General features: G+C 41.5%; 8 protein-coding genes. 3 read left to right on the top strand and 5 right to left on the bottom strand.

The features are described from left to right. Positions 1-29: 29 nt before the first annotated feature. Positions 30-914: a UTP--glucose-1-phosphate uridylyltransferase GalU gene (gene galU / locus IRE19_RS02465; protein ID WP_203339218.1), complete on the bottom strand. Its 885-nt coding sequence runs from the start codon at positions 912-914 to the stop codon at positions 30-32. Positions 915-1,157: 243 nt separating this feature from the next. On the opposite strand from galU, the gene IRE19_RS02460 reads away from it, so the two are divergent. Further along, on the top strand, positions 1,158-2,345 hold the full coding sequence (locus tag IRE19_RS02460; protein WP_203339217.1) for a processed acidic surface protein: 1,188 nt from the start codon (positions 1,158-1,160) through the stop codon (positions 2,343-2,345). After that, the gene (locus IRE19_RS02455; protein ID WP_301611059.1) at positions 2,345-3,022 is read left to right on the top strand and encodes a class D sortase; all 678 of its coding nucleotides are present in this window, start codon (positions 2,345-2,347) and stop codon (positions 3,020-3,022) included. Before IRE19_RS02460 ends, IRE19_RS02455 begins: the two co-directional genes overlap by 1 nt. A gap of 88 nt (positions 3,023-3,110) precedes the next feature. Here IRE19_RS02455 and IRE19_RS02450 read toward each other — a convergent pair whose 3' ends face one another. Then, entirely contained in the window at positions 3,111-5,783 is a 2,673-nt protein-coding gene (locus IRE19_RS02450) for a CDP-glycerol glycerophosphotransferase family protein (protein WP_203339216.1), read from the bottom strand. A 200-nt stretch (positions 5,784-5,983) separates the two neighbouring features. Here IRE19_RS02450 and IRE19_RS02445 point away from each other — a divergent pair, with 200 nt between their 5' ends. Then, positions 5,984-7,084: an acyltransferase family protein gene (locus IRE19_RS02445; protein WP_203339215.1), complete on the top strand. Its 1,101-nt coding sequence runs from the start codon at positions 5,984-5,986 to the stop codon at positions 7,082-7,084. A gap of 110 nt (positions 7,085-7,194) precedes the next feature. Here the strand turns inward: IRE19_RS02445 and IRE19_RS02440 are convergent, their stop codons facing one another. From IRE19_RS02440 to IRE19_RS02430, 3 genes are read right to left on the bottom strand one after another with little or no spacing between them, the layout of a single operon-like run. After that, positions 7,195-8,742 (bottom strand): glycosyltransferase family 2 protein, encoded by a 1,548-nt coding sequence (locus IRE19_RS02440; protein WP_203339214.1) that lies wholly within the window; start codon positions 8,740-8,742, stop codon positions 7,195-7,197. Positions 8,743-8,755: 13 nt separating this feature from the next. Continuing rightward, the gene (locus IRE19_RS02435; RefSeq protein ID WP_203339213.1) at positions 8,756-11,428 is read right to left on the bottom strand and encodes a bifunctional glycosyltransferase/CDP-glycerol:glycerophosphate glycerophosphotransferase; all 2,673 of its coding nucleotides are present in this window, start codon (positions 11,426-11,428) and stop codon (positions 8,756-8,758) included. Beyond that, the gene (locus tag IRE19_RS02430) at positions 11,418-12,593 is read right to left on the bottom strand and encodes a glycosyltransferase (protein ID WP_203339212.1); all 1,176 of its coding nucleotides are present in this window, start codon (positions 12,591-12,593) and stop codon (positions 11,418-11,420) included. The genes IRE19_RS02435 and IRE19_RS02430 overlap by 11 nt, the downstream gene beginning before the upstream one ends. Between the last annotated feature and the right edge of the window lie 12 nt (positions 12,594-12,605).

Raw genomic sequence — 12,605 nt, 5'->3', positions numbered from 1 at the left:
CAAACCGATTCTCCCCCCCCTTGCCCTCTTCAAGGGTTTTGGCGTTCTTTTTCCTCACTTAAGATCTTCTTGAACAACTTCAGCAATGGTTCTTTCAACTCTTCCCTTTTTAACGCAAAATCAATCGTGGTCTCAATAAAACCAAACTTCTCGCCGACGTCATATCTTCGCCCTTCAAACTCATAGGCATAGACCTTTTGGATTTTATTTAACTTTTGGATGGAGTCCGTGAGCTGTATCTCGCCTCCTGCTCCTAATTGATGCTCGCCCAAAAACCCGAAGATTTCAGGAGTCAGAATATAGCGGCCCATAATTGCGTAATTGGATGGTGCTGTTCCAAGTACCGGTTTTTCCACAAAGCTTCTGACTTTCATCAATTGGCCATCCATTGAAATCGGATCGATTATTCCATAACGATAAGTCTCTTCCAGCGGAACCTGTTGTACACCAATGATCGAGTTTCCGGTCTTTCCAAACTGTTTCATCAGTTGAGCCAAGCACGGCTCTTCGTTTTCTACAATATCATCCCCTAATAATACGGCGAATGCTTCATCCCCAATAAAATTACGGGCTGACCAAATGGCATGCCCCAATCCAAGTGGTTGTTTTTGGCGGATGTAATGGATTTCCAATTTCGATGTTTGAAGAATCGCATCCAACATGTCCAATTTGCCTTTCTCCAGTAAATTAGCTTCCAGTTCAAAGGCGTGATCAAAATGGTCTTCAATCGCTCGTTTCCCTTTCCCAGTAACGATGATGATGCTGTCGATTCCTGAAGCTACGGCTTCTTCTACAATATATTGAATGGTCGGTTTGTCGACAATGGGCAGCATTTCTTTCGGCATGGCTTTTGTAGCGGGTAAGAAACGTGTTCCAAGACCGGCGGCTGGAATGATGGCTTTTCTGATGGACATCGGAAAGACCTCCTGTTCCCCATGGGTTCTATTTCTTTCTATCATAACATTAATCGGAATTTTCAGAACTCAATAGTATACATTCAATATTCTCTTTAGACTGCTATAAAAATTAAATGTTCTTTAACAATATCTTTTCTTTTTTAAATTCCATATTTATAATTCAATATACCTATATTAATCATTCTGATCTGTGACTATAATATTCTAGATATTCCATTTATTATACACAGGGGGAAGAAAATGAAGCGTTTAGCAGTGTTTTTAGTAGGTTTAGGGTTTCTTTTTATCAGCATGCCTTTATCAGCCTTTGCAATCAAGGCGGATGATACCAAGTTTGATCAATTTTTAGTTGAAATCAATTGGGAAAAGAAAGCCTATGTTGATTACCTTGAGGGCAAAGGGTGGTCATTGGATGAATTTGATACAGTAGATGAACTGGGAACACCGTTGACTGAAGAAGGCATCCAGACGTTATTGCCTAAACTCGAAATGACACGTACCGAATTGAATGAAGTGCTTTATGAATTTGGCGACATTGAATACGGAGAAGATGTGCTTGACGGAACTCTTTTGATTTTCATCGAAGATCTTGAGTACTATGTTGAATTTTATTTGAAGGATGAATTGGGAACACCCATCACTCCTACAAACCTTCAGGAACTGATGACAGAATACGGATTCACATCAGAAAAAGCATTGGAAGAGTACTTGGATGGATACTCCGATTCCATTAAAAACTATGAATTTATCGAAGATCTAGAGGAGTCGCTTATTTATTATCAAGAACTGGATGAATACGATTTGGAACTTGATGGGCTTTTCACTGAGCTTGGATTGACGGAAGAAGAACTGGAAAGATTAATCGCTCACATGGAAACATTGGATTATCAAAATCCAGCTTTCGAAGAAAAGTTGACCCAACTGAGTGATCGCATGATGGCAATCGGGGAATTTGAAACTGCGGATGAATTAACTGCAGAACAAATCGCTGAGCTTATGGACATTTATAATGACATGATCGAGCTTTTCGAATTGAAAACAGCTTACTTTTTTGTGAAAGATGGACAGAAAACTTCTGTTTCTTTATCAACGCTTATGACGCTTGAATCAACTGAAGGCGCTGACCTGTTAATCGAAATCTATAATTTGAAAGATGTATTTTTAGCCGATATTTTATTGACAGCTGAAATGTTCGGTTCTGAAATAATTGTGGAGACAGGAACAGAACTGGGGATAGTGGAAACAATCATTTCAACACCGCCGGCGGTTCAAAAACCTGCTGTTGTTGCGCCCACAACTACTCAAACGGTAAAAGGCGGCAAACTGCCTGCTACATCCACTGATTTTGCAGTCAATGCATTGATTGGCCTGGCTTTGATTTCCGCAGGGATTGTTTTATTCCGCCGCTTTAGAACTGAAGGAATTTAATGATGAAAGGCAGAACTGAAAAAAGAAGAAGCAAGAAACCACTTCTTCTTTCTCTATCCATCATTCTGATTGTTCTCGGTTTGTGGTTCAGCACCACAAATGCCGCTACTTTCGCCAAAGGCTATATGCTTTATAAAACGGGGAACGTTGAAGCAAAAAACTTCAGCAACAAACCGCAGCCACTCGAAATGGCAGAAGCTCCGATTGAAAAAGAAGATGAAACTGAAGAACCTGTTGAAGAACCAGTAAGGGACTCCATTTATCCGGAAACTCCTGAAATCGGCGACCTTATGGGTGAACTGATCATTCCGAAATTGGAAGCTTCCTTGCCGATTATCCACGGCACAAATGAAGACGAATTGGAAAAAGGCGTTGGCCATTTTGCTGAAAGCGTCATGCCTGGGGAAAATGACAATTCCGTCCTATCCGGACATCGGGACACGGTCTTCCGTGAACTTGGTGAAGTTGGCAAAGGGGATTTGCTGATTGTCAAAACCTTCTCAGGAACTTTTACTTACAAAGTACGCCAAGTCCGGATTGTAGACGAAGACGACCGGACCGTCATTGTTCCGAAGCCTAAAGCCGTTTTGACGGTTTCGACCTGTTACCCATTCGATTATGTGGGATATGCACCGGAACGCTATATCCTGGTTGCTGATTTGGTTTCCAGTGAATAGATGATATTAAAAAGAGCAGTGAGATTTACTTCACTGCTCTTTTTGTATGGTTTTGACACTATAGATTGAATGGTGTTCACTCCATCCATTATACTTTCGCGGCCTTTTTGTTTTCTATCAGCTGTTGAACTTCCTCATAAATACGTTTGCTGTTGTGCTGATCCTGGTGTTTAATAATGCCAGTTATTTCGTATTCGAAATTAGCAAAATGGCTCTTGATTCTATCCTCAATAATTGTCACCAGCTCTTCCTCATAGGTACCGATTCCACCGATAAAGGTTTCTTCGACAGGACGTAAAATACCTTTACGGAAAAAGCGTTCTACATCGAAATGGTAATAAACAACCGGTTTATTGAGCAGCGTAAAATCAAAGCTCACACTACTGTAATCGGTAATCAGAAGTGCATGATCAATCAGTAACTGCTGCACTGTCTGCGATCCGAGCGGTATAAATTTAATGCGTTCATGCATATTTTCAATTTCACTTTGGAAATAATCCTGAGCTCGATAATGCGGATAAAAGTTGATGTTGACATTATATTCTTCAAGCAATTGAAGTAACTTTTCATTTTGTATCAAATTGGAATAGGCAAGGAAATATTCACTTTTCAAGAATTGTTCGTCTGTATTGATCCAATCACGCCAAGTTGGCATTAATAAGATATCCTTTGGCGGATTCACTTGAACCAAATTGTCAAATCGGGCCAGTCCTGTGGCAGCGACTTCATGATCGTCGTAACCCATTTCATCCATTACGATGACTTTCTTTTCAGGATCTGAACTGACAATAAACAAATCAAATGGCATATCGTAATTCTTTTTATGGTACTCTACATTCTTGCGGCCTAATACCCCATGTTGAAGGAAAATTTTAATCGTTTCTTCGTATCCAAAAAACCCTTTGGCTGGCTTATAAGGAAGTATATTTTCCAAGTCATGGGTACCCAATAAAACTTTAGCTTTAAATGCGACTTCAAAATGCTTTTCCGATCCAAAAATCAAAACGTTCGGCATATGTTTGATAGGTTCATAGTCTGAACTGTCTTCTTCGATCACATAATAGGCTTCGATTGCTGTGTTTTTCTGCAGCCATTTAAAAAAGACGATTCCATTATCCTGTGCCGTGTTCGTCCGCTCACCCATCAACCAGACGTTATCATCTTTCGTTGCAACATCTTCGGGAACTTTAATGTGATGTCTGATGGCAAACGACTCCACCTTTACATTATTAAAAGGAGTAGTTGTAATCATAAAATGATGTTCATTGTTTTCCTCGTCATACTGAATTTTGTGGCTGTAATAATTGTCTTTTTTATAATTTGCTTTGCTATAGCGGATTTTTTCTTTTCGAATGATTTCGCCCGTACTGTTTTCAATAACGACGAAGAGGTCAAGAACTGTTTTGTCTTTACTCTTGATTCCTATTAAATCCAAATCATTCAAATCAACTGTGAATTCGCCGGTAATAGGAACTTGAAGCGAGTCTTGGGACAAACGGTCTTCAAACATCAAATAAGCTTTAGAGCCGATAAACTCTTCAATTGAGCCGATAACTCCTTCTAATTGAAAATCCTTTACCTCTCGAATCGCCTTCTTCAATTTAGCTTGTTTCATTGCCAATCCCAAGGATAAATCTTTACGGCGATAGAACATTAATTTTACAAACTGTGAATTTGATATGACTTTAAAATGTGTAGTGGTATTTTGCAGAAGTTCTTTGTCCAGTATAAATCTATAAACTTTCGGTTCTTCACTATGTTCTACAAGAAAGAATCGTTTTGCAAAAAGAGTCTCTAATAACTCTTTCATCGGAAGTCTGGTTTCAAGACTTCCCTCTCGACTATTCAGGGGATAAGATCTAACCAAGCCACTCTTCGGATCATCCACTTGCAAAGAGTAATCTAAGTTAGTGGGTACACCAGGAAGAGAAAATGAGATCAGGTAATCGTAATTTTGCTTTTCCACAATTGAAAGAGACTCAATCTCGACAGAATGCGGAATCATTTCTAAATAAAATGCAGATTTCCGATTGAGAATCTGAAGTTCATGATGGTACGAACTGAATTTCTTATCGAACGATTTCAATAAGTTTATCGGGTACAGCTTGTTGTCAATCTGCACAAACATACGCCATAAACCGGCAGCCATTTCTGAAAACCCACTGAAGACGACGATATTCTTTTCATCACTTCTCATGCCTGTCAACATCCGGAATTGAGAGTTGTTAAAAGCATAGAGTTCAACCGTTCGCGAATCATCTTCTAAGAGATTTGGCAAGTTCATAGACATCGTCAGAAGATCATAGTGTACAGATTCGACTTCAGCACTCACCGCATTTTCCATAAAATAAAAATCAGCAAACCGGTTAGTGATAATAACATTTCTTTTTACTTTAGTTGATAGAAACCTATTACCAATCAATAAAGACTCTTGAAAGTCGCCCGCTTTGTACATTTCGTGCTCTGTGATCCAGATCTTTTTATTATTGATCGTCAATTGGACACGCGAACTGGATGTGACCAAAGAAAGCAAGTGCTCTGGTATAGCAACGATCAAGTAGTTATTAGGCTGCAACTCATAAGCTAATGGATGAACATCCTCATTTATCAGAAATTCTGCCTTAACCTGCTTCTTTAATGCAAAAAAATTCGATAATTTGAATTTAAAAAGAAGGTTCTTATTTTCAAAATAGTACTTTTCAATTTCGACTCTTTTTACCAACATTTTCTTTAACTTAGTTGAAAACTTTTTTAATATCATAATGATTTATCTCCCGGCCAATTTAATTATTGCAATACCTAATATTATCACCCTTCTAATTTCTGTCAATTAGGATAGGGTGGACAGTCACAAAGAACTTATCTATACTATAATAATGTATTCAAGTAGATTAAATACTTGTTATAAAAACGAAATTAACTTATTGCTTTTAGCATAGGTTTTTTTATTGGAGAAATACAGTGAAAAATTTAAATGAAATCAATATTATTAGAGCCATCATGTGTCTTGCCATTGTTGTAACACATTCCATTTCAAACTACTTAAGGAATATTGAAGTCGACCAAGCTGCCTACGACCAGTATATTCTTTGGATACGTTTCGCGTTGCTTTGTTCAACACCCATATTCATTCTATTATCCGAAACTTTGATATCCAAAAATTATCCGAATGGATTAAAAAAAGGATTCTTTTTGAAGCGGGTAAAGTACATCTTGTTGCCATACATATTTGTCGGACTAATTGTCAGTTACAGAAGCTCTGATAAAGACTTGCTTTCATTCATGGAAGTTGCATTCCAAAAAATTGTTTTGGGCCAATGGTACGGGTTCTTCGTTATAGTAATTTTCCAATTTTATATCCTTCATTGGCTGATCGGAAAATATTTGGCCCGCATCAATCCAATTGGACCGATCCTCATTTCATTTGCCATCTCTTTTGCACACGTATATTGTTATGTGCACATTGATGCATATCAAAATTTCATCTTGACTGATTATCCACTTTGGTACAAAACCCATATCTTTATGTGGCTGTTCTATTTTATTGTCGCATTTTATATCGGCCAATACTATGAACAACTTATCACATTTTTAACTCAAAAATTATGGGTACCTGTCTTGCTGACGATCAGCAGTTTTGGAATAATCATGTACAATTACACCGAAATGGATTATACACGAATTTCGAGTGAGCGGTACGATATGCTTTTGTATTCAGTCAGCGTCTTCTTTCTTTTAGTGGCGTTGATCCGAAAATTCAACTTTAATAACCAAACATTGGTAATGATCAGCAATTTTTCGTTCTTCATCTATTTAACACATATGATTTTTCTTCCCTATTTTGTGAAACTGTCGTTAACCTTTGGCGAAAACTTTTTCACTTATGTAAGCGTGATGGCATTTCTTACAATTTCGGCATGCATCGGCGTTGCCTTTATGCTTTACCAGAGCCGTCTTACCCGGTATTTTACCGGGAAAATAAAATATTTAGAACCAACTCCCGTAAACAGCAAAACTCCACCTGTTACTAGAGAAGCTTACAATGTAAATTACGATCGATAAGAGCCCTAGAAAAAATCGGTTCACTCAAATAAAAGCACTTCCTAAACTGAACGTCTCTTCGAATGTTGGCATTAACCAACAACGGAGAACAGTTCAACAGGAAGTGCTTTTTACCCTTTGCCCAAAGGCAGAATCTTTTTGACCAAAGACTTTAAGCGCTGTGGTTTTGATATGGTGGAACTTAAATTGCCGTAATTGGTCCGGTACAGGAATATTCTTTGCCGCCCTGCCTTTCGGGCTTCGCCTGGATCGGCTGCTGAATAGAGCCTGACCCGGGTCTTCGGGGACCGAGGAAAATCGTCTAACTTGAAATAGAAATCATAGGTGGTGTCTTTTCCAGCCTCAATCAGTGGAGAGGCGTCCAGATCTACAGTAAATGCTTGTTCTTCAAAAGGATACATGCTGCTTTCATTCGGCTGATCCAGTTTGAATTTGGCTACAGTCAAATCGCTGTCTCCTTTTCGGTCTCTGGCATATAAGCTTCCTGTAAGCGGACGGGATGCCTTGGGTATCCATACCTTGCCGGAAAGCTGCCAATCACCATTCCGCATTTCAACGTGTTCCACAATCACCTTTGGTTTATTGAATTTCGTGACTTCATATTCCTCTTCGGCTCCCTCAAAGACAAAGCGGCTGTGTTCCTGCCTGACAACCGGTGACTTCTCTGTATCCGTCAGCAGTTGCGACAGTCCCATCAAATCCTCTTCTTTTTCTGCCATCATCAATTGATACAACAGCTTTTCCTTATCCGGAAGTTTGTCGGAAATACCGGCTGGGATGCCTTTCAAGTAGGAGTACACCAACTCCTTCCACCGTACCTTTTCCTCTTCTGCAATCAATGCATACTTCAAAACATGGAGCCGGATGACATCCAGCAAGCTTTTCAGATCGTGCTCATCGATGATTTGCTGCGGCCTGTTTGTCTGGATCAGCCACTTCCGATTTTCTTCGAGGGCCTCCAGCCGGTGTGCTGTATTCTCCAGCTTCATCTGCTGCTGAGTGATCGAGGGCATAAATTCTTCTTCCCGGACGCGCCATTGATAGACCACTTCATCCAGAACCTGAATTTTTTTTGCTAGTACGGCCGATTTCAATGTCAACGATAAATCTTCATAGTATTTGCCTTCAGTGAAAGCCAACTGATGCTCCGTGAACAATTCTTTTTTCCATAGTTTATTGCAGGCAATGCTGTCCTGCAAAAGCTCTGGACTTTCCTGCAGTGTCGTCACAGTCTTTTCCTTATATAAGCCAAACTCCACATGGCGGGGAGGTGCATACTGACGCTCTTTGTCAAAACGGATCACCTTGCCCACCACATAATCCGCATCGCTTTTTTCTGCCGCTTCCACCAAAGAGCTGAGCGCTTTCGGTGGAAGGATGTCATCTGAATCCAGGAAGAAGACGTAGCTGCCCTGGCATAAGGAAACACCCCGGTTGCGGGTATACCCCAATCCATGGTTGTCTTGCGAATAAACCTTGAAGCGCTGATCGGTTCGGGCATATCGCTGAAGCGTCTCTTCACTCGCATCCGTTGAACCATCGTTGATGGCCACAACTTCTATATTCTTATAGGTTTGCATGGCAACTGATTCGAGACAAGCTTCCAAATACGGAATTGCGTTATAGACAGGAATAACGACAGAAACAAGAATTGCCATACACTTTCCCCCTTTATTTTCGGCCGAAAACTGTTTCGATCACTTTAGCGGAAGCTTTGCCGTCTTCCAAGCTTCCAAACTCTTCGACAAACCGCTCCAAACTGTCTTCATACCCCGCAAGCTTCTCAGGTTGATTGATATATTCAATCAGCTCTTCTATGGTTTCACAGACCGGACCAGGCGCTTTTTCGGCAAACTCAAAATACATGCCGCGCCGAGTAACGTATTCATCCAGATCGTAGCAGTACAACAAAATTGGCCGTTTGAGCAGCGCATAGTCGAACATGACCGATGAGTAATCGGTAATCAGCATATCCGAAAGCAGGTACAACTCTTGAATGTCCTGGTAATTGGATGCATCCACAATATTCGGCGGCAATTCGAATTGGGAAATCTTATCCGACAGCAGATAATGTAACCTTAGGACCAGCACTGTATTGTCGCCGACTTCTTTGCTTAAGTATTGGACATCATCCAACACCCGTTGGAACGAATTCGGATCCCAATCCCTGAACGTAGGGGCAAAAAGAATAACTTTTTTGCCAGAAGGAATGCCGAGTTGCATGCGCGCTTTTTCTTTGATTTCTGGAGGCCGGCTGATCAGCAAATCGTTCCTTGGATAGCCCGTCTCCAAAATTTCTCCACCATACCTGAAGCCTCTTTTCAGCACTTTACTGGTATACCGGTTAGGTGACACCAGATAATCCCATGCATCGGTCTGTTTTTTCAATCGGGCCAATTCTTCATTGGACGGCAATTTCTTTTGGTCATAGCCCATCCGTTTCAGCGGCGTGCCGTGCCAGGTCTGGATATAGACCTGCTCTTCTTTCTTATCTGCCAGATGCGCCAGCCCTTGATTATCCACCCAGAATTTGGCACGGTTCAGGTAATAAAGGTGCTTCAGGCTGTTTCTCTTCACTTTTACTGCTGGCCCCGGCAGCTCCACTGCTTCCGGGTCCTGAAACGACCAAATATATTTATACTTTCTTCCCGACTCCAGCAACTCTTCATAAAGATATTTAGGGCTGTCGCTGTATTGCTTGCCCATATGGCTTTCAAATAAGACCCAATTTGAACGGACCGGCAAGCGGGGAATCCAGCGCTTGGCCCATTTCTGGAAAGCCGATTCGGTATTCCCCGACTTCTTGGCGGATTGGGCTGTTCTTCTCTGCTTAAGCTTCCACTTGACCTGGTCCACTCCTTTCACCGGCTGAACCCGGATTGAAAAGGAGTTCTTTTGGTTAATGTAGATGCTTTTTGACAGGTCCCCTTTTCTGACTTCGATGTTCGGCAAATCAGCAATTTCCGATTTTTTCACCAACACCCTATGAAGGTTGCCCATGTGGTTAACAACTAAAGAAAGGTAGTAATTGCCTTCTGCCATATTTTTCACATGGAAAGTGATGGTGCCCTCATCGGATTTTTCCGATACTAAAGTGGCGCCTGTCTGCCGGTTCCGAAGCACCCAGAAGGATATGATTTCATCACTGTCGATCGAATTGACATTTACCATCGCGTGAAATGAAAATCGTTCTTCATCCAATTGAATATCAGAAATGCGATAGGCAATTTCCGGTTGCTGCAGCTTCAGGAATTTTTCGTGATTCCGCACACCTTTCGACGCCTTAAAATAATACTGGCTGCCGATTGCATAAATCCGGTTGGCAGCTGTTGCGACGCCATTGATATAAGCAATGTAATCATCAAATCCCGCACGGTCTCCGATATACAATAGGTAATAGAGAATCCGGTCTTTTTCCGCTAAATTCAGAAAAGCATATTCATCCATCGTTTCATGCAGGTAATCATAAATCAGCGCATGGAATTTGTCTTTATACTCCTCATCGAAAAGAAGGTAGTCGTTCGTATAGAGCTTCAGATCGTGGCGGAGAAACTTATTGTTTTTCTCTTTCTGGTAAAGCATCGCACCGCTTTCTCTTAGAAATTGATCGAAGTACCGATGCGCAACTATACGGTTCTCGAAGTTTTCAAATTCAAAGCGCCGGTTGGTGATGGATTTGACGTCGCTGTTTTCCACCACTCGCCAATAATAGACCGGTTCGGGAATGATGCTGAAAGACTCTGCAAGAAAATAGGCTTTGCCGGTAAAGACAATGTCCTCATAGTGGATGCCTTCCGGAAACCTCAAGTGATGGGCATCCAGAAACGAACGCTTATAGATTTTATTGACAGACAGGCTGTCGAACAACATCCCCATGAATTCACGGATATTCAAATTGATGCGTTCCGTTGAATACAATTGCTTGTGGTACCAGATTTCATAATTATTCGTGCGGATTACTTGTCCAGCCACGAAATCTGAATCGGTCCGTTCGATTGCTTCGACCATTTTTTCACAGGCTGTTACGGTGTACCAGTCGTCCCCATCCAAAAACATCAAGTACTCACCTGTTGAGTTGGCAATGCCTGTATTTCTTGGTGTGCTGCAGCCTCCGCTGTTTTCGGGCAGGTGGATGGCTTTAAAGTTGGGTTTGCCTTCTACGAAACGATCGATCAGTTCCCCTGTCCGGTCGCTTGAAAAATCGTTGACCACCACCACTTCAAAGTCCTTATAGCTCTGTTCCTGCAAGGACTGCAAGGCTTCTTCGATATACAGTTCATTATTGAAAGCAATCACGACGACAGAAAGCTTCGGCTGTGTTGTCATTTGGTGATCATTGACCATTTCCCCGGCCTCCCAACTCGTCAAAAAGTTCATACCATTGCTGCTTGATGACTTGCTTGTCAAACTTCCGGCTGTTTTCATAAGCACTCCGGCTGTAGGCATAAAACAGTTCCGGATTGTCGGCAAGGCGCTTGATATGACGACCCAGTACATGGACATCTCCTACTGGCGCAATCAAGCTGTCTTCATACTCGTTTAAAATTTCACGGATGCCAGGCGCGCAATCTGTAGAGATGCATGGCAAAGCACAGGACTGTGCTTCAATCAACGACATGGGCAGCCCTTCCGCTTTTGACGACAATACGAAGAAACTGGCTTCTCTTAAAGAAGTTTCGATGTCTTCGGTCTGGCCTTCCAAAAAGACCCGATCTTCCAGCTCAAATATACGGATGAGGTTTTTCAAGGATTCTTCGGCAGGTCCTTCCCCGTATATATGCAACGTCCAATCAGGAATTGCATCCGCTACGCCGGCAAACGATTCGATCAATACATCAAATCCTTTGCCAGCGACAAGCCTTCCTGAAGAAACGATCTTTTTATGCTGATACAAAATTTCAGGGGAGGTGAACTGGCGGAACGGAGAGGGGTTGTACATCACTCCAGTATTCGTGAAACCTGCTTCTTCAAAATGATCGGCATCTTTTTGTGTCAATAATAGGAATTTAGATACTTGGCGGTAATACGTCAAAATCCGTTTGTAGCGTTGTGAGCTTTTTGCTGCCGCCACACTTTCATGGCTTTGGCCAATTACTTTGATGTTTTGTTTGTAGAGCACCGGCTGCAGCCACTGCATACCATATACTTGAATGGCGATGACGAATACCTCTTCTTCACCAAAAGCCTCAAAAAACGTCTTCACTTCATTCCTTTGCTTTTGAAGCCGGTAACGCCGCTTCAATTCTTTCGATAGTTTAACGAACCGCCGCTGCTTCAGGTTCGAGGAAAGCTCGATTGCCGCCGGCGGCCGGTAGTTGTCTTTATGGATTATGGTGACAGGAACTTCATCCGAAAAATAGCTTGGCGCATTTTTCTGTTGGTTGACACTCAGGATGGAGACATGATGTCCATCTTCCATAAATTCCTTCGTCAAAATAGAAGCCACGCGTTGAGCGCCGCCGTGATCATTGAATTCATTGATTAAAAAAACGATATTTCTACGTTCCATATGATTACTCCT

The sequence above is a fragment of the Planococcus beijingensis genome, from assembly GCF_016820615.1.
Taxonomy (GTDB): Bacteria; Bacillota; Bacilli; order Bacillales_A; family Planococcaceae; genus Planococcus; species Planococcus notacanthi.
This window is presented reverse-complemented; position numbering and strand designations above follow the sequence as displayed.